The following is a 21,372-nucleotide window of genomic DNA, read 5'->3' as shown; positions in this document are numbered from 1 at the left end:
ATGGCGGAACCGTTGACGGAGGAACTGCTCGACGAGCTGCTCGAGGCGCCAAGCATCGATGGCTTCCTCGGGGCGCACGCGCTCGACGCGCCAAACCTGTCGGACTACCTCAACATGTTGCTGGTCAAGAAGCACCTGGCCCGAGCCGAGGTCGTCCACATGGCCAGCCTCAACGAGACCTTTGGCTACCAGATCTTCACGGGCGCGCGCAACCCCAGCCGCGATAAGGTGCTGCAGATTGCCTTCTCCATGGCTCTCACGCTGCGCGAGACCAACCGTGCCCTCGAGGCCGCGGGCGTGAGCTCGCTCTACAGCAAGGATCGCCGCGACGCCATCATCATCTTCTGCCTTGACTGCGGCTGCTCGCTGCAGAAGGTCAACGAGGAACTCTATCGCTTTGGCGAGCGTACCATCTGCTAGCTGCGCTTTATTGCACTTTGACCATACCTTGCACTAACCTCGGGATCGGATGCCGAACGCATCTGGTCCCTTGCTATGATGGAGCCATGCAAACATCCAAGACAGACAGCCTCCATGACGAGCTCGCGACCGCATTGGGCGAGCCGGCGGATACCTACCGCGTCGAGTGCGTGCTCAAGAGCGCGCCCGGCGAGCTCACGCAGCTCGTCTGGCTGCGCACGGCGACCGGCGGCGAGCTGGGCCCCTACGTGCGCAAGATCATCGATGCCGCGGCGGGCATTGGCGGCGTCTACGAGCAGCTCTACGAGCGCCAGCAGCTCGGAGCTCGCTATCGCCAGCTGCCGCGCATCGTGAGCTGCGAGCGTTGTGGCGGCAAGCTCGTCGTGGTCATGGAACGCATCCCGGGGCACACCCTGCGCGAGACGGTCGAGGCCATACCGCCGGAGGGCCGCCTGGCGTTTACGCGGCGCATCGTGCCGCAGCTCTGCGCGGCTGCGGACGAGCTTCACACCGCCTTTGAGCTGCCGGTAATTCACCGTGATCTCACGCCGTCAAACTTCATCTGTCCCAGCGACGCCCATGCGCTGCCTGTGCTCATCGACCTGGGCATCGCCCGCGCCTGGCACGAGGGCGCCGAGACGGACACGACGCATCTGGGCACGCGCGCCTATGCACCGCCCGAGCAGTACGGCTTTGGCCAGACCGACGTGCGCACCGATGTCTACGCCCTTGGCATGCTCGCGTTCTTCTGCCTGACCGGGCGCGACCCCGAGCCGCTCGACCGTGAGCGCGGCTTTGCCGACCCGTCTGTTCCCGATGGCTGGCGCGGCGTCATCGCGCGCGCCTGTGCGCTCGACCCGGCGGCTCGCCATGCGTCCGCGGCCGAGCTGGCGGCCGCCTTTGCGGCACTGGGCGAGGGGAGCGCGGCACAAACCACCTCCCAACCCGTTGATGCGCGCGAGAGAATCGGCGGCCTGCGCCGCGCCGCGGCCCCCGCACGCTGCGTCGCCATTGCCGTGCTTGCCGCTGCTATCATTGCCGCGAGTGTCTATAACGCGGTGACTCCCGAGCAGTGGAACCAGCCCACGATGCTGCAAAACATCTATGACTACCTCGTGTTTGTTCCCGTGCTCGTGCTGGGTGCGGCCTATGGGTTGATGGATAGGCGCTACCTTCGCGAGCGCGTCGCCTGGTTTGGCCGCATTCCCGCCGGGCGAGCCCGCCTCGTCGTGCTCGTAGCCTGCGCGGTTAGCATCGTGATCTTCTTTGCCCTAGTTGCCCTGCAGGTTTAGGCTCTCGCCCGTGCCGTGCCGTGCCGTGCCGTGCCGTGCCGTACCGTGCCGTGCCGTGCCGTGCCGAGCCGAGCCGTGTTGAGCCGAGCCGAGCCACGTTGATCTGGACCATGCCTTCGCCCAGGCCCTGCGCGGCTACGCCCGCGCTTGCTCCCGTCCGCGGCTGCCCCTTTCCCTCCCGTGTGTGCGCCCTGTGAAATGTTGACAGCTTAACAACCTTCCCTAGAATGGACTGCGATCGAGTTGTTAATCAGTCAACAAGCGAGGCGCAAGCGACCTGCTCGGCGGAACGGACAGCACCCGGATGCCGGGCGCGCCTCGCCACGACCACGGGAGCACCCATGGCAGATGCCCAGCACAACCCCACCGACGGCGAGCGCTTCGAGGAGTTCGTTGGCCTCGTCTCGTCCCTCGAGAAGGAGATCACGCGCATCCGCGCCGCCGAGTGCGAGCGCCTGGGCGTTCGTGGGGGTGACCTCATGTGCCTCTACTGCCTGGGTCAGGCGCAGGGCGGCATGACGGCGGCCGAGCTGTCGCGCCGCGCCGGTGTCACGCGCGCAGCCGTCTCGCGTTCGTTGGCGCAGCTCGAGCAGGGCGGCCTCGTTGCCGTGGCCTCCGCGCCAGGCGACGCCCGCCTCTACCGCGCGCCCGTGAGCCTCACGTCCGCCGGCCGCAAGACCATGGCCGAGGTCGACGAGGCCGTCTCGCGCGTCATGGCCCGGGTCGACTCTGCGCTCGATGACGACCAGCGCACGCGCCTCTACGCCTCGCTCGCGAGCGTGCTCGACTGCCTGCGCGCTATCGGTCGCTAGGATACGGCGCTCGCAGCCGTCAGCTCATCTAATAAACCGCAGCTTATCCCATGCGTCACATATCGTGGCGCAACCCTGTTCGCTATCGAAAGGACCAATCATGCCCGTACGCATCATCACCGACTCCGCCTCGGACCTCACCCAGGAAGACATCGCGGCCCTAGGCAACCCGCGCCTTACGGTGCTGCCGCTCTCGGTCACCTTCGGCGAAACCACCTACCTCGACGGCGTCAACCTCAACCACCGCCGCTTCTACGAGCTGCTCGTCGAGGGCGACGACCTGCCCATGACGGGACAGGTCAACCCCTATGCCTTCGAGGAGGCCATCTCCGAGGCGCGCAACGCCGGCGAGGAGGTCGTGGTCATCACGCTGTCGTCCAAGCTGTCGGGCACGAACGGCAGCGCGCTCACGGCGGCCGGCAATTTCGACGAGGGCGTCTACGTCGTGGACAGCAAGAGCGTCACGGTGGGCGAGCGCATCCTCGTGGACTACGCGCTGCGCCTCGTGGGCGAGGGCCTCGGTGCCGCCGACATCGCGTGCGCGCTCGAGCAGGCCCGCGAGGACATCCATGTGGTGGGCCTTCTCGACACGCTCGAGTTCCTCCGCCGTGGCGGGCGCATCCCGGCATCTGCCGCCGCGCTCGGCAAGCTGCTCTCCATCAAGCCCGTCATCACGATCACCGACGGCGTCGTGGAGCTTCTTGGCAAGGCCCGCGGCTCCAAGAACGGACGCAACCTGCTCACGCAGCAGGTCGAGGCCGCTGGCGGCATCGACTTCTCCATGCCCATCGAGCTCGCCTACGCGGGCCTCGATGACGCGCTGCTGCGCAAGTACGTCGAGGACAGCCGCCACATCTGGGAGGGTCACGTGGAGCTTGACAACCTGCCCGTCCACACCGTGGGAGCCACGATCGGCACGCACGTGGGCCCCGGCGCCATCGCCCTGGCCTTCTTCAAGCGGTAGAGGACCAAAGGGGACGGGTTCGTTTGGTCCGCCTGCTCGTTGTCGGGACCAAAGGGGACGGGTTCGTTTGGTCCGCCTGCTCGTTGCCGGGGTGCCAAACTAACCCGTCCCCAATGGTCCCCAATGGTCCGCATGGGGCGTATAGTCTCCTCACGAGCAAAATCGCGAGAGGAGACGCGCATGTCCTTTAGGGAAGTCGATCTCAAGAGCCTCGAGTTCAGCCCGTTTGCGAAGATCGGCGACGAGTGGGCGCTGCTTACCGCCGGTACCACGAGCGGCTACAACACCATGACGGTGAGCTGGGGCGGCATGGGCGTGCTGTGGGGCAAGGACGTCGTGACCGTCTACGTGCGCCCGCAGCGCTACACCAAGGAGTTCGTCGACGCCAACGACCGCTTCACGCTCTCGTTCTATGCGCCCAAGCACAAGGAGGCGCTGAGCTACCTGGGCACGCACAGCGGCCGCGACTCGTACAAGGCCACCCACGTGGGCTTCACGCCGGCCTACCTCGACGGTTCGGTGGCCTTCGAGCAGGCGAGTCTCGTGCTCGTGTGCCGCAAGCTCTATGCGGACGACATCAAGCCCGAGAACTTCCTTGACGCCTCCATCGACGGCCGCTGCTACCCCGAGAAGGACTACCACACCATGTACATCGCCGAGGTGGAGCACGCGCTCGTCTCCGAGTAACATGGGTCGGCCGCGCGTCTTGCGCCGGCTGTCACCGTCCCTTCGATCCTGCCAAGGAGTCCCATGGCAACGCTTATCCTCGCCCTCTTCTTCCTGTTCCTCCTGTCGCTGTGCATCTCGCTTCTCATCAGCGTCATCGGCATGGCGTTTGGCCTCGTTGGCCTTGCGTTCAGGCTGCTGCCCGCCGTAGCCGTCATTCTCGTGGGGCTCTTCTTTGCGCAGGGCGGCCACGTGCGCCGCGGCGAGAATGGCAACGTGACGCTCGAGCTGCCCAGCAGCTGGCGTCGCAACAAGTAGGGGCGCGTCATGCTGGACGCAATCGCGGTGTTCGTCGGCGGTGGCCTTGGCTCGCTCGGGCGCTGGGCGCTCACGTTCGTCCCGTGGAAGACGGTGGGCGAGGCGGGCTTTCCGCTCGCCACGCTCGTGACCAACGTCGCGGGCGCCTTTCTCATCGGCATCGTCGTGGCGGCCGCGCCTGCCGCCGGGCTCTCGCCGCGTACCACGCTGCTGCTCAAGACCGGCGTCTGCGGAGGCTTCACGACGTTCTCGACGTTCGCGCTCGAGACGGGCGACCTTCTCGAGCGTGGCGCCATCGGCGCCGCTGCGGCCTACCTGCTGTTGAGCTTCTCGCTCGGCGTCGCCGCATGCCTTGCCGCCCAGGCGCTCGTTGCCGGTGCCTCCGCTCGCTAAGGCGCGCGCCGTGTGGCGTCCTTGCGTGATGCCGCGTTAACTCCCGCCGTGCGGGGTACACTTGCCCGTGGCTAACTTTCACGAATCGAGAAGGAGCTCCACATGGCAGACAAGCCCAAGCAGACAAAGATCGTCCTGCTCACCGGCTACCTCGGCGCGGGCAAGACCACGCTGCTCAACCACATCCTGTCCAACGACCGCGGCGTGCGCGCGGCCGTGCTCGTCAACGACATCGGCGAGATCAACGTCGACGCGAGCCTCATCGCCAAGGACGGCCTGTCGCAGGTCGACGGCGAGCTCATCCCCATGACGAACGGTTGCCTGTGCTGCACGCTGTCCGACGACCTCGCCCGCCAGCTCGCCCAGATCGCCGACTCCGGTGACTTCGACTACATCATCATCGAGGCCTCCGGCATCTGCGAGCCCATCCCCATCGCCTACACGATCTCGCAGTTCTGCGACGAGTCCAAGTACGGAAGCGCCGCCCCGCTCGACCTCGACAACATCGTGGCCGTGGTGGACTGCGCGCGCATGTGGGACGAGTTCCACGGCGGCCGCGACCTGCTTGCCGATAACATCGACGAGGACGACATCGAGGCGCTGCTCATCCAGCAGCTCGAGTTCTGCACCACCGTCGTGCTCAACAAGTGCGATACGGTCACGCGCGAGCAGATCGACGAGCTCAAGGGCATCGTCCGCAGCCTGCAGAAGGAGGCCGTGATCGTGGAGGCCGAGCAGGGCAACGTCGACCTCGACCAGATCCTGGACACCAACCGCTTCGACTTCAACCAGGCCTACGGCTCTGCCGCCTGGCTCGACGCCATGGAGCACCCCGAGGAGCACGATGACCCCGAGGTTCTCGAGTATGGCATCGAGACGTTCGTCTATGACCGCCGCCGCCCGTTCGACATCGACAGGTTCGCCGACTACGTGCGCACCTGGCCCAAGGAGATCATCCGCGCCAAGGGCCAGCTGTGGAGCGCCCAGGACCCCGACATGTGCTACATGTTCGAGCAGGCCGGCCAGCAGAGCATGCTCTCCGAGCAGGGCAAGTTCATCGCGAGTGCCCCCGATGACATCCGCAAGCGCCTCATCGCCGAGAACCCCGAGGTGCTCGACGACTGGGACGAGACCTGCGGCGACCGCGAGACCAAGATCTGCTTCATCGGCCAGCACATGGACAAGCAGGCCCTCGTGGCCGGGCTCGATGCCTGCCTCGTGGACTGGCAGCACTAGGCTGCGGGCAGGCTCGTGAGCGAGGAAAGGGGAGACGTGGACAACCAGAGGAAGGTCTCGTCTGGCCTTGACCCCTCGGGCGCTGCGCCCTACGAGACGACCTACCACAAGGGTCCCGTCATCCTGCGCGGAGACATGATCCCCGATGAGAGCACCTCGGAGCACCTGCTGCGCCCTGACGACTCCCCGGACTGGCTGCACACGGACCCCTGGCGCGTGCTGCGCATCCAGGCCGAGTTCGTGGACGGCTTCAGCGCGCTCGCGGGCCTGGGGCCGGCCGTGGCCTGCTTTGGGTCTGCCCGCACCGGGCGCGAGGACGCTGCCTACGCAGCCGCCCGCACGGCCGGCGGGCTTCTCGCGAAGGCGGGCTATGCCGTCATCACCGGAGGCGGCCCCGGCATCATGGAGGCCGCGAACCGGGGATGCGCCGAGGCGGGCGGCAAGTCCGTGGGCCTGGGCATCGAGCTTCCGCACGAGGAGGGCATCAACCGCTGGGTCAACATGGGCATCACCTTCCGCTACTTCTTCGTGCGCAAGGTCATGTTCATGAAGTACTCGAGCGGCGGCATCGTGTTCCCCGGAGGCTTCGGGACGCTTGACGAGGCGTTCGAGATGCTCACGCTCATCCAGACGCACAAGGCCAAGTCCATGCCGGTCGTGTTCTTTGGCAGCGAGTACTGGGGCGGGCTGTTCGACTGGATTTCCGGTCCCGTCACGAGCCGCGGCATGATCTCTGCGCCGGACCGCACGCTCGTCACGATCACCGACGACGTGGAGGAGGCCGTCCGCGTGGCCACCGGCGCCGCGGCGCGCTAGGATTTACTCGGTATACACCAGGCGTCCCAAGGGGCCGTCCCAAAGGGGACGGGGACCTTTGGGACGCCGTTCGCGCAAGGAGCAACCATGGAGCGCATCGCGAGCTTCTCCGTCAACCACCTGCTGCTCGAGCCGGGCGTCTACGTCTCGCGCATCGACCGCGACCCGGCCACGGGCGCGGCCGTCACCACGTTCGACCTGCGCCTCACCGCGCCCAACGACGAACCGGTCATGAACACGGCCGAGTGCCACACCATCGAGCACCTGGGCGCAACGTTTCTGCGCAACCACCCCACGTGGGCGAGCCGCGTGGTCTACTTTGGCCCCATGGGCTGCCGCACGGGCTTCTACCTCGTTGTCTTTGGCGAGGTGAGCTCCGAGCAGATCCTGCCGCTCGTGCGCGAGATGTTCGAGTTCGTCCGCGACTTCGAGGGTGACATCCCCGGCGCCGCCCCCGAGGAGTGCGGCAACTACCTCGACCAGAACCTTCCCATGGCCAAGTGGCTCGCGGCCCGCTACCTTGAGCGCGACCTCGCCAACATCGACGAGAGCCACCTCACGTATCCCACCGGCGAGTAGGGCCGCCTGCGCATGCCCGCGCCACGTGGCGCCTACCAGCACATAGACCACGGCTTCGAGCCCGTGTTCGACGAGCGCTCGCGCGTGCTCGTGCTCGGGAGTTTCCCGAGCGTGCTGTCTCGGGCGAACGACTTCTACTACGGCAACCCCCAGAACCGCTTCTGGCGGGTTGCCGCCGCATGTCTCGGCAAGCCTGTGCCCGCTACGATCGCAGAGAAGCGGCGGATACTGCTCGCGCACGGCATCGCGCTGTGGGACGTCATCGCAAGCTGCGACATCGTGGGCTCGAGCGACGCGAGCATCAAGAACGTGCGTCCCGCGGACATCGGTCGCGTCACCGGTGTGGCCCCCATCGAGCGCGTCGTCTGCAACGGTGCCGCGGCCGGGCGTCTCTACCGTCGCCATCTCGAGCCCGTCACGGGCCTTCCCGCGACGGTGCTTCCCAGCACGAGCCCGGCCAACGCCGCGTGGTCGCTTGACCGCCTCATAGGGCGTTGGAGCCAAGAGCTTGGGTGACGGGGACGCTCCCTTTGTCAACTTTGCGTTCTGCCTGCTCGCCTCAGCTTGACGCGCTATCATGGTCAACTGGAAATTCGCGGGCCTGGCGGGCCTGCGTAGCGTCTTCATCGGAGAGGATAACCACATGAACGTTCTCGTCATCAACGCAGGCAGCTCTTCGCTCAAGTACCAGCTGCTCGACGTCGACACCCGCGAGGTCTACGCCAAGGGCAACTGCGAGCGCATCGGCATTGACGGCTCCTTCATCGGCCACTCTGAGATGGGCGGCGACAAGCAGCAGCTCGACGTTGCCCTGCCGGACCACAAGACGGCCATCAAGCACGTCTTCGAGATCCTCAAGGCCGTCGACAAGCCCATCGACGGCATCGGCCACCGCGTCGTCCAGGGCGGTTGGTACTTCCCCGAGTCCAAGGTCGTCACCGACGAGACCCTGGCCTGGGTCCGCGAGGTCGCCCCGCTCGCCCCGCTGCACAACTACGCCGAGGCCGACGTCATCGAGATCTGCCGCGAGATGTTCCCCGAGATCGGCAACGTCATCGTCGCCGACACCTCGTTCCACTACAACATGCCGGCCGAGGCCCACAACTACGCCCTGCCCAAGGAGGTCGTCGACAGCCTGCACATCCGCAAGTACGGCGCCCACGGCACGAGCCATCGCTTCATCTGGCGCTCGGTTGACGAGGCCTCGAACCACACCGCCCACAAGGTCGTGAGCTGCCACCTCGGCTCCGGCGCCTCCCTGTGCGCCATCCAGGACGGCAAGTGCATGGACACTACGATGGGCCTCACCCCGCTCGACGGTCTGATCATGGGCACCCGCTGCGGCACCGTCGACCCGGCCACGGTCTTCTACCTCTCCCGTGAGGGCCACTACTCCATCGACGAGATCGACACCATGATGAACAAGCAGTCTGGCCTCGCCGCCATCTCCGGCGTCTCCAGCGACTGCCGTGACATCGAGGCCGGCGCCGCCGAGGGCAACGAGCGCTGCCAGATGGCCATCGACATGTGGAGCTACCGCGTGGCCTCTCAGTTCGCCACGATGGTCCAGGCCATGAACGGCGTCGACACCATGGTCTTCACCGCCGGCGTGGGCGAGAACTCCGCCCACATGCGCAAGGAGGTCGTGAAGCGCCTCGCCTGGATGGGCGTCGAGATCGACGACGACAAGAACGCCATCCGCTCCGACGACCCGCGCGAGATCTCCACGCCCGACTCCAAGATTCACGTCTGGGTCATCCCGACCAACGAGGAGCTCATGATTGCCCTCGACGTCAAGGAGCTGCTCGGCTAAGAGTTCGGCTTCGAATCAGCTTTGCGGCAAGGCTCGCGTGTGGCGGGTAAATGAGAGAACATATAGGGGTGGGAGACGAGCCGAAAGGCCGCTCCCACCCCTTTTTCGTGGCTCTGTGGCGTGTGAGACGCTCACCGTTTGGCTGTGTGACGTGGAGCACGCGCCGTTTGGCCGCGTGGGAGATGAGCCGCTCGTGCCCGTTTGGCCGCGCGCTACATGGAGCCGGCCGCGCCCGTTTGGCTGCCTGGTCGTTTTGTTACAGTCCTATTTCCCTAGCAGGTTTGTAGGATTTATTCCCACTCCTTTTGGGTAAGGTATCAAAACTAACTTATTGGCACTTTCTACCATGCTTGGTTTTACGTAAAAGGGAAGGAAGCATCATGAGCAACAAGAACTTCAGCCGCCGACAGTTCCTCTCGCTGGGCCTTGGCCTTATGAGCAGCACCGCCCTCGTTGGCCTTGCCGGCTGCTCCGAGGGACCCTCGACCGACGCCGCAGCGACCACCACTGCCGCCACCGGCGCCGCCGACTCCGCCACCGGTGTGGACAAGGATGCCTTCAACGCGCTCGTCGCCTCCGTCGAGCCCGCGGCTGATGACGTCATCGCCGCCAACCCCTGGGCCTCCGCGATCAAGTCTGCCGGCAAGTTCCGCCTGGGCGCCACCCGCACCTCGACGATCTTCTCCCAGCTCGACGAGCAGGACGGCAAGGTCTACGGCTTCGACGCCGGTATCTACCTCGGCCTCGTCCGCTACATCCTCGGCGACGAGAACGCCTACGAGTACACGCAGGTCACCTCTGACACGCGTGAGTCGGTTCTCCAGAACGACACGGTCGACGCCGTCTTCGCCAGCTACACCATCACGGACAAGCGCAAGGAGGTCATCTCCTTCGCCGGACCCTACCTGTCGACCCAGTACGCCATCCTCGTCCTCGATGGCAACACCGACATCAACTCCGTCAATGACCTCGCCGGCAAGAAGGTCGCCGTCCAGTCCGGCTCCACCGGCCCCGAGGTCGTGGGCGAGTTCGCTCCCAAGGCCGAGATTCAGGAGTTCTCGAAGGACGACGAGTGCCGCGCCGCCCTCGAGCAGGGTCGCGTTGACGCCTACGTCGTCGACAACACCCTCCAGATGGGCAGCATCGTCAAGAACCCGGGCAAGTATCGCATCGCCGGCGAGCCGTTCGGCCCCGAGGAGTACCTCGGCATCGGCGTCCAGCTCGACAACGCCGACGCCATCGACTTCATCAACGACTTCCTCAAGAAGTTCGAGGACGACGGCAAGTGGGACGAGCTCTACAAGATCTCGATCGTCGAGCGCTGCGGCATCGACACGATCCCCGAGCCACCCGCTATCGGCGCCTAAGGCCTTCGCTTGGGCCTGCTCGAGCATGGGTATAATCCCGCTGCTTGACATGGGTTTCTAATAGCTGGGGCCCTCCGTCCATCGGGCGGTGGGCCCTTCCCTGTAAGGAGGTACCATGGGGCTGCCAGAGCTCATCGCCGGCTACGGCCCGATGTACCTGACGGCGCTTCTCACCACGTGGCGACTTACGATCGTCTCGTTTGCGCTCGTCATGGTGTTCTCGGTCCTTTTGACCGTCATGCGCGTCTCGCCGTTCAAGCCGCTGCGCGTCGCGGGCGACGTCTACGTGCAGATCTTCCGCAACATTCCCGGAGCGGTGCTGCTGCTCATCATCGTGTACGCGCTGCCGCACCTCAAGCTGCTGCTCGACTACGAGCCCTCCGTGGTGCTTGCCACCGTGCTGCTCGGCGCCGCGTTTGGCTCCGAGAACTTCATGAGCGGCATCAACACCATCGGCCCGGGCCAGATCGAGGCGGCCCGCGCCCTGGGCCTTTCGTTTGGCAAGATCCTGCGCACCATCGTTATCCCGCAGGCGCTGCGCTCCACGGTGCTGCCCATGACCAACCTCTTCATCGCCGTTATGCTCACCACGGCCCTGGGCTCGCAGGTCCCCATGACCCCGCAGGAGCTCACGGGCGTGGTTACCTACATCAACACGCGCGAGTCGGCGGGCATCGTCACATTCTTCGTCAGCGCCGCCGGCTATATCACCACCGCGCTCGTTGTGGGCTTCGTGGGTAACGCCATCGACAAGAGGGTCAGGGTGATTCGATGAGCGCCAAGACTATGAGGGACGCCCTCTACGAGGAGCCGGGTCCCAAGACGCGCAGGAAGATGATCCTGGGCTCGGCCCTGTCGCTCGTGGCCCTGGTCGTCCTGCTCGCCTGGGTGGTCTGGCGCTTTTGGGTCACCGGCCAGCTCTCCGCCCGCTACTGGGAGCTGTTCACGTGGCGCACCACGTGGCGCTACCTGCTCGCCGGCCTCGAGGGCACCTTTGCCGTGGCCCTCACCGCGGCGGTGCTGTCGCTTGTCCTGGGCCTCGTGCTCATGCTGGGTCGCACGAGCCACATCCGCCCCCTGAGCGCCCTGTGCGCGGTGCTCACCAACGTCCTGCGTGGCGTGCCGAGCCTGCTGTTCATCTACTTCTTCTTCTTTGCGATGCCCAACCTCGGCATCAAGATGTCGGCGTTCTGGATGCTGTGCCTGCCGGTGACGCTCGCCGCCTCGGGCGTGCTCGCCGAGGTGTTCCGCGCGGGCGTCAACGCCGTGCCGCGCGGCCAGACCGAGGCGGGCCTGTCGATTGGCCTGTCGCGCTGGAAGGTCAAGACCAAGATTGTGCTGCCGCAGGCCATCCGCTACGTCATTCCGTCGCTCATCAGCCAGCTGGTCGTCGTGGTCAAGGACACGGCGCTTGCCTACGTCGTGAGCTACCCCGACCTCATGCAGAACGCCCAGGTGCTGCGCACCAACTACGACGCGCTCGTCTCGACGTTCCTCGTGGTCGCGGTTATCTACATCCTCATCAACAGTCTCATCAACAAGGCGGCCGTCGCCGTCTCGCGCCGTACGGGCGTCAAGATCATCCGTTAGCGGCGCAGCCAAGGGAGAGAGCCATGAACCAGACAACCACGGACGCCCGGCCCGTCATCGAGCTTCGCCACGTCGAGAAGAACTTTGGCGACCTGCACGTCCTCAAGGGCATCAACCTGAGCGTGACCAAGGGCGAGGTCCTCGTCATCATCGGCCCGTCGGGCTCGGGCAAGTCGACGCTGTGCCGCACCATCAACCGCCTCGAGACCATCGACTCCGGCGAGATTCTCATCGAGGGTAAGCCGCTGCCGCAGGAGGGCAAGGAGCTCACGCGCACGCGCGCCGAGCTGGGCATGGTGTTCCAGCAGTTCAACCTGTTTGCCCACAAGACCGTCCTCAACAACGTGACGCTGGGGCCCGTCGAGGTCCTGGGCATGTCCAAGGACGAGGCCAAGGACCGCGCCATGGAGTTGCTCGCCCGCGTGGGCGTGGCCGAGCAGGCCACCAAGGTGCCCGCGCAGCTCTCGGGTGGCCAGCAGCAGCGCGTCGCCATTGCCCGCTCGCTGGCGATGAACCCCAAGGCGATGCTGTTCGACGAGCCCACGAGCGCCCTCGACCCCGAGATGATTAACGAGGTCCTCGACGTCATGACCGAGCTCGCGCGCGGCGGCATGACGATGGTCGTCGTCACGCACGAGATGAACTTCGCCCGCCGCGTGGCCGACCGCGTGGTCTTCATGGCCGACGGCGCCATCATCGAGCAGGGTGCCCCCGACGACTTCTTCGACCACCCGCAGTCGCAGCGCGCCCGCGACTTCCTCAACTCGATTAAGGAGCACTAGAGCATGGCAGATTCCGAGACGGAGCATAAGCGCAGGCCCGTTATCGTCGTCGCGACGCGCATCGAGGAGGGCCGCATGCACCGCGAGGAGCAGCTGGCACCCAACGAGTGCGGCGCGCGCGTCTTCATCGACGCGATCCTTTCCGCGGGCGGTCTGCCCGTACAGATGGCGCTCACCGATGACGAGGATGTCATCGACAGTTACGTCGAGCTGGCAGACGGTGTGGCCATCCCGGGCGGCCCCGACGTCGATCCGAAGCTGTGGGGTGACGCGAGCAGCTACGACGAGTCGCTCCTGTGCCACGTGCGCGACGCCTGCGAGCTGCCGCTCGTCCAGAAGACCGTCGCGGCCGACAAGCCGCTGTTCACGACCTGCCGCGGCACCCAGATGCTCAACGTGGCGCTTGGCGGCAGCCTCGACATGGACGTCCCCTCGATTCCGCGTCGCGAGGGCTCGACCCACCACGACCACGCCGACCTGCTCACCCGCAAGATCCACACGGTCAAGATCGAGCCGGGAAGCCTCCTCGCGCGCGCGAGCGGATCGGTCGGCTATGCCGTGAACTCGGCGCACCACTGCTGCGTGAAGGACCTGGGCGAGGGCCTCGTGCTCTCCGCGCAGTCCGACGACGGTATCCCCGAGTGCATCGAGATGCCGGGCAAGCGCTTCGTGCTGGGCGTGCAGTGGCACCCCGAGTACACCTGGCAGGAGGGCGGGGAGGACTTCCGCCTTTGGAAGGCCTTCGTGGACGCCTGCGCCGAGTAGGGGGAGCCTGCCTGTCGCGAAAACTACGCCAATTAGGTAACCTGCTTTGAATCCTAGGCTTTTCTAGCTTTTCTGACGGCCGCTTATCTGGGGTTTATGACCTCGGATAAGCGGCTGCTTCGTATGTCAGCTAGGAGGTTACCTAATTGATTGAATTTCTTTTGGCTGAGTGTTGCCGCGCGGCGGCCATCGGGCCTCCCGAGTCATTCGTGCGAAGGGTTACGGCTTTAAGCCTGATTGGCCGCGCTAGAATTTGCCCGTCAGGCATGCGGGCGCGCGCCCGCGCAAACGATTGTCCGGGAGGACCCATGGCTCAGGAGCTCATCTTCACCAAGCCCATCTTCCACGAGAAGATCTGGGGCGGCAGGCGTCTCGACACGGTGTTTGGCTACGACATACCCGACGGTGCCATTGGCGAGTGCTGGGCCATCAGCGCGCACCCCGCCGGCGACTGCGTGGTCGAGGGCGACCCGTACGCCGGCTCCACGCTCTCTCAGCTGTGGGACGAGCACCACGAGCTGTTTGGCAACGCCCGGGGCGACCGCTTCCCACTGCTCATCAAGATCCTCGACGCCGACGGCGACCTCTCGATCCAGGTGCACCCCGGCGACGAGTACGCGCGCGTCCATGAGAACGGCAGCCTGGGCAAGTGCGAGTGCTGGTACGTGCTCGACTGCGAGCCGGGTGCCACGATCATCGTGGGCCAGAAGGCCGAGGACCGAGCCGAGTTTGCCCAGCTCGTCGAGGAGGGCCGCTGGGGCGACCTCGTGAACGAGGTGCCCATCCACAAGGGCGACTTCTTCCAGATCGATGCGGGGACCCTGCACGCCATCAAGGCCGGCACCCTCATCCTCGAGACCCAGCAGTCGAGCGACGTGACCTACCGCGTCTACGACTATGACCGCGTTCAGGCCGACGGCACCAAGCGCGAGCTGCACCTCGAGCAGAGCATGGACGTCGTCGACTATGCCGCCCAAGCGCCCACCTCGGGCGCCATCACGGCTCCCGAGGTCGATGGCATTACGAGGCTCGAGAGCAACGAGCGCTACACCGTCGAGCGCGTGCGCGTCGAGGGCGGCCGCACGCTGCCCCAGCCCCACGACTTCATGTGCGTGAGCGTCATCGAGGGTGCGGGCTCCGTGAACGGCCAGGCGCTCAGGTGCGGCTCCCACTTCGTGGCGCCCGCCGGCAGCGGCGACCTCGCCTTCGAGGGCGACATGGTGCTCATCTGCTCCTGGGTCTAGGGGCAGCACCGCTCTGCTCGAGCAATAAAACGCAGGTAAACGAGGGGCTGCCCGCATCTGGCGTGATGTGGGCGGCCCCTTTGTCTTGAGCCGGCATGGCAGTGCGTGCGTGCCAAGGGGTCGGGTCTGTTGGCGCATATGACGGAGGGACGTGCCCCTTGTCATATGGCAGAAGGCACGTCTCCGTTGTCTTACCGCGCAGCTACAGCAGCGTGATCTTGAACGTGCGGGTCACGGTCTGGCCGGGCGCGGCCACGATGAGGTTCTGCTTGTGCTCGAGCACGTCGTCCTCGTCGGTGCGCGTCGCGGTGCCGCACCACGGCTCGAGGGCAACGAACGGCGTGGGTGTGCCGTCGGCCGCCGCGGGGGCGCTCCACACGCCGATGTGGTCGAAGCCCTCGAAGTCGACGCGCACGCCGTGGCCGGTGGGCCCCACCATCGAGACGGTGCTGTCGGGCACGCCCTCGAGCACGAAGGAGCCCGGCGCGAACAGCTCGTGAGTGAGCGGCAAGCGCTGGCCATCCTCGAGGAGCGTCCGCATGCTGGCGTAGTCCTGCAGGCCGTCGGCGGTGAGGGCCGCCGTCGTGGCCGTCCAGGGACGGCTGAACCACAGGCTGTAGTCCTCGAAGCGCTCGCCGGCTACCACCGGCACGTTGAAGGCGGGGTGCCCGCCCAGGAAGAACGGCAGGTCGACGCCGCCGGTGTTAGTGACGGCGTAGGTCTGGGCGAGCGTCGCATCGCCCTCGAGGGCGTAGGTCATCTCGAAGCGCCAGTCGTAGGGATAGTTCTCGCGCGTCTCGGGCGTGCTGTCGAGGCGCCAACGCAGGACGTCGCCGCCGTTCTCGAGCAGCTCGTGGTCGTAGTTGCGCGCCACGCCGTGGCGGCCCATGTGGCACTCGCCCTGGGCGCACGTGGCAAAGCCATCCCTGAGACAGCCCACGATGGGGAAGAGCACCGGGGCGCTCCTTGGCCACCAGCGCTCGTCTGCCTGCCAGAGGTACTCGACGCCGTCGAGCCTGAGGCTCCTCAGCTGGGCGCCGTGCGCGTCGACCGACGCCTCGAGGCGTCCCTTCGAGATGGTTGCGATGTTGGCCATGGCTTCTCCTTGGACGGGTTGTTCTCGTGCGGCTCTTCGTGCTTCTCGACCCTAATTCTAGCGCGTGGGACGCGACGACGCGGGGCCCGCGTTCGCGATGGTGAACGTGGGGCATGTGCCTCGCCCGTGGCGCCAACGTGGGTGCTACCATTACCAGGTCCGTACAAGGGCCCGAGAGCAACGTCGCAGCGTCGGCGTGACCTCAAGGGCCACAGGGAAAGGAACACCATGACCACAAAGCTCACGAGGAGGGGATTCGTCGCCCTCGCCGCAGGCGAGCTGCTCGCTCTTGCCGGCTGCGGCCAGGCGCAGTCCGCCGGCTCGCAAGCGGCGACGACCCAGGCCGCAGACCCCGTCGAGGTGCGCGTCGCCTCGCTCAAGGGCCCCACGTCCATCGGGCTCGTCTCGTTCATGGACAAGGCCGCGTCCGAGGACTCGGGTCTTGCCAACACCTATGACTTCACCATCAGCGCCGCCGCCGACGAGATCGTCCCCAAGGTCATCTCGGGCGACGTCGACGTCGCGCTCGTGCCCGCCAACGTCGCGAGCGTGCTCTACAACAAGACCGAGGGCGGCGTGCTCGCCCTCGACGTCAACACACTGGGCGTCCTCAACGTCGTCACGGGCGACGCCTCCATTCAGGCCTTCGAGGACCTCGCGGGCCGCACCGTCTACCTCACGGGCAAGGGCGCCTCGCCCGAGTACGTCATGGGATATCTGCTCGACGCCGCGGGCATCGCCGACCAGGTCACGCTCGAGTTCAAGAGCGAGGCCACCGAGGTCGTGAGCGCACTCGTCGCAGACCCCAGTGCCGCGGGCATCCTGCCCGAGCCCTTCAAGACGGCCGCGCTTGCCAAGAACAGCCAGCTCGCGAGCCCCATCGACCTCACCGACGTCTGGGACGCCCACGCCAAGGACGGGTCACGCCTGCTCACGGGCGTCACGGTGGTGCGCGCTGAGTTCGCCGAGCAGCACCCGCAGGCCGTGAGCGAGTTCGTGGAGCAGCAGAACGCGAGCGTCGAGGCCGTCAAGGCCGCCCCCGACGACTGGGCACAGTCCGTGGTCGACCACGGCATCGTCGACGCCGCTCCCATCGCCGCCAAGGCCATCCCCGGCTGCAACCTCGCCTGCCTCACGGGCGCAGAGCTCGCAAGCGCCCTCTCGGGCTACCTCGACGTGCTGAGCCAGTTTGACGCCTCCTCGATTGGCGGCAAGCTCCCGGGCGACGACTTCTACTACGACAAGCTCTAGCTCGGGCTCATTCGTGGCTGCACCGTCTTTTAAGGATAAGAAGAACGACTGCTACGGCGCTCGCATGGTCGTCGCTCGCGCGGCGGCCATCTGCGCCTGGCTCGTCGCGTGGCGCCTCGCGAGCGTGGCCGTGGGCCAGCCGCTCATCCTGCCTGGCCCCGTCGAGGTCGCGGGCTCGCTCGTGGCGCTCGTGGTCACGCCCGCGTTCTGGGGCCAGGTGGGCTTCTCGGCCGCGCGCATCCTGGGCGCGCTCGCGGCCGCCTACGCCTGCGCGCTGGCGCTCGCCACCGCGTCGCGGGCAAGCCGCGCGGTGCGCGAGCTCGCGAGCGTGCCCCTCTCGGCCATCAAGGCCACGCCGGTCGTGTGCGTCGTGGTGCTGCTGCTCATCTGGCTGGGCAGCGCCAACGTGAGCGTGGCTGCGGTCTTCCTCATGGCGCTGCCTGGCCTCTACTTCCCGGTGCTCGAGGGGCTCGACGCCTCCGCCGCCGGCGGCGAGGCGGCCGCCGCGGCCGAGGTCTTCGAGGTCCACGGGGCCTGCGGCATCGTGCGCGCTCTAGGCTGCGCCTGGCCGCGCGTGCTTCCCTTCGTGGTGGCCGCGAGCGAGACGGTGGTGGGCATGAGCTGGAAGGCGGGCGTTGCCGCCGAGCTCATCGGCGTGCCGTCGGGGTCGGTGGGCGAGCGCATCTACCAGGCAAAGCTTCTGCTCGAGACGGGCGACCTGTTTGCCTGGACCATAGCCGTGGTGGCCATCGCCACCCTCTGCGAGCGCCTCGTCGTGGCCCTGCTGCGCGCGAGCGGTCCCGTCTGTGTGACCCTCGCCGCGGGGACAAGGGGACGGGTCTTTTGTCCCCGTCAAATGGGGACAAAAGACCCGTCCCCTTGTCCCCGAGGGGGTTGGAAGGCCCGTGGGCTCGTGCTAGCCCATGGCAGCGTGGTACCGCTCACCTACGAGGCGCCGGCGGGCGCGCGCGTGTGCGTCATGGCTCCCAGCGGCACGGGCAAGACGACGCTGCTTCGTACCCTCGCGGGCCTCGAGACGGCCGCGGCGGGGGAGTGCGTTGCCTTCCCGTCCTCGATCTGTCTCCAGGGACCCTCGCTCGTGCCCTGCGCCACGGTCGAGCAGAACGTGTTGCTCACGGCGGCAAGCGATGTCAACAAGCAGCATGTCAGAGCCCTTCTCGCCGATCTCCTGCCAGATGTCCCTACTGCCGGTGCCGTCTCGGAGCTCTCGGGAGGCCAGCGCCGCCGCGTCGAGCTCGCCCGCGCGCTCGCCGCCCCCGGCGACCTCGTGCTGCTCGACGAGCCCTTCTCGGGACTCGACGAGGCAACCCGGCGCCGCGCCGCCGCAATCGTAGTCCGCGAGCTGCGCGGTCGTGGCCTCGTCGTGGCGACCCACGATGCCCGCGACGCGGCCCTCCTCGATGCCGCTACACTGGAGCTCGTCAATCAGCGCTAGCCTTGGAGGTCCCATGCGTCCCATTACCCGCCGCACGTTCGTCACCACCACCCTGGGAGCCGCGCTTGCGAGCCTTTCGGGCCTTGCGGGCTGTGGTGACCCCGCGTCCTCCGCAGGCTCGTCTGGCTCTTCGGGCGCGTCCGGCACCTCGACGGCCTCGAGCGCGGGCACGGGTGTCGTCACCACGGCGAGCGGACCCTACTCGAGCGGCACCCACCACGCCACGATCGAGGTCGAGGGCTTTGGCACGATTAGGCTCGAGCTCGATGCCGACGTGGCCCCCGTCACGGTGGCTAACTTCGCCAAGCTCGCGGGCGAGGGCTTCTACAACGGCCTCACCTTCCACCGCATCATCGCGGGCTTCATGGTCCAGGGCGGCGACCCCAACGGCAACGGCACGGGAGGGTCGGACGAGAACATCGTGGGCGAGTTCGACGCCAACGGCCACCCCAACTCTATCTCGCACGTGCGCGGCACCATCTCGATGGCGCGCGCCCAGGCCAACAATTCCGCGAGCTCGCAGTTCTTTATCATGCAGACCGACTCGCCCAGCCTCGACGGTCAGTACGCCGCGTTTGGCCACGTGACCGAGGGCATCGAGGTCGTCGACGCCATGTGCGAGGTCGCCAGGCCCACCGACAACAACGGCACCATCGCCGCGGCCGACCAGCCCCGGATGACCTCCGTCACCATCGACGACTAGCGCCCATGGCCGTTTGCGGCTGCAAGAACGCCGTTCGCCGCCAGCTGACATAACGCATCACTCCACTTGGGTAAAGCAACCCTTAATTGTTTTCAGCGCAGTCGCGCCGAGCAAAGGGGGAGACATGAAGCCAACTCAGGTGGACAGGCTCATCAGCCGCGACAGTTCCGACCCGTCGGCCGAGGAGGTGCTCGCAGACCTGTCGCCCGCCCGCCTTGTCGAGGCGGCGCTCGCGGCGGGCGAGGGGCGCCTCGCGGCCAACGGCTCGCTCGTAGTCGACACGGGCGCGCGCACGGGCCGTTCGCCGCACGACCGTTACGTCGTCGACGACGATCGCGTGCATGACATGATCTGCTGGGGCAAGGTCAACGTTCCCATGAGCCGCGACGCCTACGAGCGCATCTGCTCGGGCGTGGCGGGCTACCTCTACGGACGCCGCCTCTATGTGGTGCACGGCCTGGCCGGCGCCAACCGCGCCTACTCGCGCAAGGTCTGCGTCATCTGCGAGCGTGCGAGCCAGGCGCTGTTCGTCCACCAGATGCTCGTGCGCCCCACGCCCGAGGAGCTCGCCAACTTTGGCGACCCCGACATCACGGTGCTCGCCGCGCCAGGGTACCGCTGCGACCCGGCCACCGACGGCACCAACTCCGAGGCGGCCGTCGTGCTCGACCTTGCGGGCGGCGGGGTGGTTGTCGCGGGCACGGGCTACTCCGGCGAGATCAAGAAGGCCATTTTCTCGTTCATGAACTACCTGCTGCCGGTCGAGAACGGCGTGCTGCCCATGCACTGCTCGGCCAACATCGACCCGCACACCGGCGACACCGCGGTGCTGTTTGGCCTGTCGGGTACGGGCAAGACCACGCTGTCGGCAGACCCCAGCCGTCTGCTCATCGGCGACGACGAGCACGGCTGGGCGCCCGAGGGCGTCTTCAACATCGAGGGCGGCTGCTACGCCAAGGCCATCGACCTGAGCCCCATCGCCGAGCCCGACATTTACGAGGCCATCCGCTTTGGCGCCGTGTGCGAGAACGTCATCCTCGACGAGGCCACCCGCGAGCCCGACTTCGCGGACACCTCGCGCACGCAGAACACCCGCGTGGCCTACCCGATCGAGCACATCAAGGCCGTGCGCCTGGGCGGCACGGGAGGGGTGCCCAACGTGGTGCTCTTCCTTACCTGCGACGCCTTTGGCGTGCTGCCGCCCATCGCGCGCCTGTCGCGCGAGGCCGCGATGTACCACTTCCTCAGCGGGTTCACCTCGAAGGTCGCGGGCACCGAGGAGGGCATCGCCGAGCCCCAGCCCACGTTCTCGGCCCTCTTTGGCGAGCCATTCATGCCGCTTGCTCCCAGCACCTACGCGCAGATGCTGGGCGAGAGGATCGACCGCACCCGCGCCCGCGTGTACCTCGTGAACACCGGCTGGCAGGGTGGCGCCTACGGCTCGGGCTACCGCATCAGCCTGGCCGTGACGCGCTCGCTGGTGGCCGCCGCCCTCTCGGGCGACATCGACGTCGCGGGCTACGACCACGACGGCCGTCTGAACCTCGACATCCCGCGCGACTGCCCGGGCGTGAGCACGCGCGTGCTGAACCCGCGCAACATGTGGACGACGCACGAGGCCTACGACGAGGCCGCAGACCGTCTCGCCTCCATGTTCGAGCGTCACGCTCACGACCGCTACCCCGACCTCGATGCGGCCGTGGCTGCCGCGGGTCCGCACCCCCTGACATAAGCTGGGACAAAATAGCCCGGAGCTTTATCGTCCCATAATCGCAAGAGGAGTGGCGCAGCAACCCTCCCTGGCCCAAC

General features: G+C 66.8%; 23 protein-coding genes. 22 read left to right on the top strand and 1 reads right to left on the bottom strand.

All coding sequences use genetic code 11. The features are described from left to right. The 18 genes from Q3866_RS02770 to Q3866_RS02685 all read left to right on the top strand — a co-directional run bounded on the left by Q3866_RS02770 (position 1) and on the right by Q3866_RS02685 (position 15,057). Entirely contained in the window at positions 1-420 is a 420-nt protein-coding gene (locus Q3866_RS02770) for an XRE family transcriptional regulator (RefSeq protein WP_301829410.1), read from the top strand. A gap of 86 nt (positions 421-506) precedes the next feature. Then, complete coding sequence (locus tag Q3866_RS02765) at positions 507-1,712, top strand: protein kinase (protein ID WP_301829409.1); 1,206 nt, start codon at positions 507-509, stop codon at positions 1,710-1,712. Between the two features lie 341 nt (positions 1,713-2,053). Further along, entirely contained in the window at positions 2,054-2,524 is a 471-nt protein-coding gene (locus Q3866_RS02760; RefSeq protein ID WP_301829406.1) for a MarR family winged helix-turn-helix transcriptional regulator, read from the top strand. Positions 2,525-2,624: 100 nt separating this feature from the next. Next, complete coding sequence (locus Q3866_RS02755) at positions 2,625-3,488, top strand: DegV family protein (RefSeq protein WP_301829405.1); 864 nt, start codon at positions 2,625-2,627, stop codon at positions 3,486-3,488. Positions 3,489-3,668: 180 nt separating this feature from the next. Then, complete coding sequence (locus tag Q3866_RS02750; protein ID WP_293673909.1) at positions 3,669-4,175, top strand: flavin reductase; 507 nt, start codon at positions 3,669-3,671, stop codon at positions 4,173-4,175. A gap of 63 nt (positions 4,176-4,238) precedes the next feature. Next, positions 4,239-4,472 (top strand): hypothetical protein, encoded by a 234-nt coding sequence (locus tag Q3866_RS02745; protein WP_293673908.1) that lies wholly within the window; start codon positions 4,239-4,241, stop codon positions 4,470-4,472. Between the two features lie 9 nt (positions 4,473-4,481). After that, on the top strand, positions 4,482-4,865 hold the full coding sequence (gene crcB / locus Q3866_RS02740; protein ID WP_172596365.1) for a fluoride efflux transporter CrcB: 384 nt from the start codon (positions 4,482-4,484) through the stop codon (positions 4,863-4,865). 102 nt (positions 4,866-4,967) lie between these two features. Beyond that, the gene (locus Q3866_RS02735; RefSeq protein ID WP_301829399.1) at positions 4,968-6,101 is read left to right on the top strand and encodes a GTP-binding protein; all 1,134 of its coding nucleotides are present in this window, start codon (positions 4,968-4,970) and stop codon (positions 6,099-6,101) included. A gap of 120 nt (positions 6,102-6,221) precedes the next feature. Further along, entirely contained in the window at positions 6,222-6,917 is a 696-nt protein-coding gene (locus Q3866_RS02730; RefSeq protein WP_367881364.1) for a TIGR00730 family Rossman fold protein, read from the top strand. 87 nt (positions 6,918-7,004) lie between these two features. Further along, positions 7,005-7,496, top strand: a complete 492-nt coding sequence (locus Q3866_RS02725; protein ID WP_126421655.1) for an S-ribosylhomocysteine lyase — start codon at positions 7,005-7,007, stop codon at positions 7,494-7,496. A gap of 12 nt (positions 7,497-7,508) precedes the next feature. Beyond that, complete coding sequence (locus Q3866_RS02720) at positions 7,509-8,012, top strand: DNA-deoxyinosine glycosylase (RefSeq protein ID WP_301829393.1); 504 nt, start codon at positions 7,509-7,511, stop codon at positions 8,010-8,012. A 127-nt stretch (positions 8,013-8,139) separates the two neighbouring features. Further along, positions 8,140-9,309 (top strand): acetate/propionate family kinase, encoded by a 1,170-nt coding sequence (locus Q3866_RS02715; protein ID WP_301829391.1) that lies wholly within the window; start codon positions 8,140-8,142, stop codon positions 9,307-9,309. Positions 9,310-9,689: 380 nt separating this feature from the next. Beyond that, positions 9,690-10,676: a transporter substrate-binding domain-containing protein gene (locus tag Q3866_RS02710; protein WP_301829390.1), complete on the top strand. Its 987-nt coding sequence runs from the start codon at positions 9,690-9,692 to the stop codon at positions 10,674-10,676. A gap of 115 nt (positions 10,677-10,791) precedes the next feature. Then, complete coding sequence (locus tag Q3866_RS02705) at positions 10,792-11,451, top strand: amino acid ABC transporter permease (RefSeq protein WP_301829387.1); 660 nt, start codon at positions 10,792-10,794, stop codon at positions 11,449-11,451. After that, complete coding sequence (locus tag Q3866_RS02700) at positions 11,448-12,266, top strand: amino acid ABC transporter permease (protein ID WP_301829385.1); 819 nt, start codon at positions 11,448-11,450, stop codon at positions 12,264-12,266. The genes Q3866_RS02705 and Q3866_RS02700 overlap by 4 nt, the downstream gene beginning before the upstream one ends. A gap of 23 nt (positions 12,267-12,289) precedes the next feature. Further along, positions 12,290-13,048, top strand: a complete 759-nt coding sequence (locus tag Q3866_RS02695) for an amino acid ABC transporter ATP-binding protein (protein WP_301829383.1) — start codon at positions 12,290-12,292, stop codon at positions 13,046-13,048. Positions 13,049-13,051: 3 nt separating this feature from the next. Further along, on the top strand, positions 13,052-13,813 hold the full coding sequence (locus Q3866_RS02690) for a gamma-glutamyl-gamma-aminobutyrate hydrolase family protein (RefSeq protein WP_301829382.1): 762 nt from the start codon (positions 13,052-13,054) through the stop codon (positions 13,811-13,813). 308 nt (positions 13,814-14,121) lie between these two features. Continuing rightward, entirely contained in the window at positions 14,122-15,057 is a 936-nt protein-coding gene (locus Q3866_RS02685) for a type I phosphomannose isomerase catalytic subunit (RefSeq protein WP_301829381.1), read from the top strand. 202 nt (positions 15,058-15,259) lie between these two features. Here the strand turns inward: Q3866_RS02685 and Q3866_RS02680 are convergent, their stop codons facing one another. Next, the gene (locus Q3866_RS02680; RefSeq protein ID WP_301829379.1) at positions 15,260-16,153 is read right to left on the bottom strand and encodes an aldose 1-epimerase family protein; all 894 of its coding nucleotides are present in this window, start codon (positions 16,151-16,153) and stop codon (positions 15,260-15,262) included. A gap of 228 nt (positions 16,154-16,381) precedes the next feature. Here Q3866_RS02680 and Q3866_RS02675 point away from each other — a divergent pair, with 228 nt between their 5' ends. From Q3866_RS02675 to pckA, 4 genes are all read left to right on the top strand, one after another. Beyond that, positions 16,382-17,404, top strand: a complete 1,023-nt coding sequence (locus Q3866_RS02675) for an ABC transporter substrate-binding protein (protein ID WP_301829378.1) — start codon at positions 16,382-16,384, stop codon at positions 17,402-17,404. Positions 17,405-17,417: 13 nt separating this feature from the next. Further along, on the top strand, positions 17,418-18,860 hold the full coding sequence (locus tag Q3866_RS02670; RefSeq protein WP_301829376.1) for an ATP-binding cassette domain-containing protein: 1,443 nt from the start codon (positions 17,418-17,420) through the stop codon (positions 18,858-18,860). Positions 18,861-18,873: 13 nt separating this feature from the next. Next, positions 18,874-19,563: a peptidylprolyl isomerase gene (locus Q3866_RS02665; RefSeq protein ID WP_301829374.1), complete on the top strand. Its 690-nt coding sequence runs from the start codon at positions 18,874-18,876 to the stop codon at positions 19,561-19,563. A 124-nt stretch (positions 19,564-19,687) separates the two neighbouring features. Beyond that, a complete protein-coding gene (gene pckA, locus Q3866_RS02660) occupies positions 19,688-21,295 on the top strand; it encodes a phosphoenolpyruvate carboxykinase (ATP) (RefSeq protein WP_301829372.1) in 1,608 nt (535 codons plus the stop codon). The last annotated feature ends 77 nt before the right edge of the window (positions 21,296-21,372 follow it).

Source organism: uncultured Parolsenella sp. (genome assembly GCF_958346945.1).
Lineage (GTDB): Bacteria > Actinomycetota > Coriobacteriia > Coriobacteriales > Atopobiaceae > Parolsenella.
Note: the sequence above shows the minus strand (reverse complement) of the source record. Positions and strands in the feature narration are given on the sequence as shown.

Bases quoted from the DNA above. Each gene is read 5' to 3' on its own strand.
- Q3866_RS02770 (WP_301829410.1), top strand. From the start codon at position 1: ATGGCGGAACCGTTGACGGAGGAACTGCTCGACGAGCTGCTCGAGGCG.
- Q3866_RS02765 (WP_301829409.1), top strand. From the start codon at position 507: ATGCAAACATCCAAGACAGACAGCCTCCATGACGAGCTCGCGACCGCA.
- Q3866_RS02760 (WP_301829406.1), top strand. From the start codon at position 2,054: ATGGCAGATGCCCAGCACAACCCCACCGACGGCGAGCGCTTCGAGGAG.
- Q3866_RS02755 (WP_301829405.1), top strand. From the start codon at position 2,625: ATGCCCGTACGCATCATCACCGACTCCGCCTCGGACCTCACCCAGGAA.
- Q3866_RS02750 (WP_293673909.1), top strand. From the start codon at position 3,669: ATGTCCTTTAGGGAAGTCGATCTCAAGAGCCTCGAGTTCAGCCCGTTT.
- Q3866_RS02745 (WP_293673908.1), top strand. From the start codon at position 4,239: ATGGCAACGCTTATCCTCGCCCTCTTCTTCCTGTTCCTCCTGTCGCTG.
- crcB (WP_172596365.1), top strand. From the start codon at position 4,482: ATGCTGGACGCAATCGCGGTGTTCGTCGGCGGTGGCCTTGGCTCGCTC.
- Q3866_RS02735 (WP_301829399.1), top strand. From the start codon at position 4,968: ATGGCAGACAAGCCCAAGCAGACAAAGATCGTCCTGCTCACCGGCTAC.
- Q3866_RS02725 (WP_126421655.1), top strand. From the start codon at position 7,005: ATGGAGCGCATCGCGAGCTTCTCCGTCAACCACCTGCTGCTCGAGCCG.
- Q3866_RS02720 (WP_301829393.1), top strand. From the start codon at position 7,509: ATGCCCGCGCCACGTGGCGCCTACCAGCACATAGACCACGGCTTCGAG.
- Q3866_RS02715 (WP_301829391.1), top strand. From the start codon at position 8,140: ATGAACGTTCTCGTCATCAACGCAGGCAGCTCTTCGCTCAAGTACCAG.
- Q3866_RS02710 (WP_301829390.1), top strand. From the start codon at position 9,690: ATGAGCAACAAGAACTTCAGCCGCCGACAGTTCCTCTCGCTGGGCCTT.
- Q3866_RS02705 (WP_301829387.1), top strand. From the start codon at position 10,792: ATGGGGCTGCCAGAGCTCATCGCCGGCTACGGCCCGATGTACCTGACG.
- Q3866_RS02700 (WP_301829385.1), top strand. From the start codon at position 11,448: ATGAGCGCCAAGACTATGAGGGACGCCCTCTACGAGGAGCCGGGTCCC.
- Q3866_RS02695 (WP_301829383.1), top strand. From the start codon at position 12,290: ATGAACCAGACAACCACGGACGCCCGGCCCGTCATCGAGCTTCGCCAC.
- Q3866_RS02690 (WP_301829382.1), top strand. From the start codon at position 13,052: ATGGCAGATTCCGAGACGGAGCATAAGCGCAGGCCCGTTATCGTCGTC.
- Q3866_RS02685 (WP_301829381.1), top strand. From the start codon at position 14,122: ATGGCTCAGGAGCTCATCTTCACCAAGCCCATCTTCCACGAGAAGATC.
- Q3866_RS02680 (WP_301829379.1), bottom strand. From the start codon at position 16,153: ATGGCCAACATCGCAACCATCTCGAAGGGACGCCTCGAGGCGTCGGTC.
- Q3866_RS02675 (WP_301829378.1), top strand. From the start codon at position 16,382: ATGACCACAAAGCTCACGAGGAGGGGATTCGTCGCCCTCGCCGCAGGC.
- Q3866_RS02665 (WP_301829374.1), top strand. From the start codon at position 18,874: ATGCGTCCCATTACCCGCCGCACGTTCGTCACCACCACCCTGGGAGCC.
- pckA (WP_301829372.1), top strand. From the start codon at position 19,688: ATGAAGCCAACTCAGGTGGACAGGCTCATCAGCCGCGACAGTTCCGAC.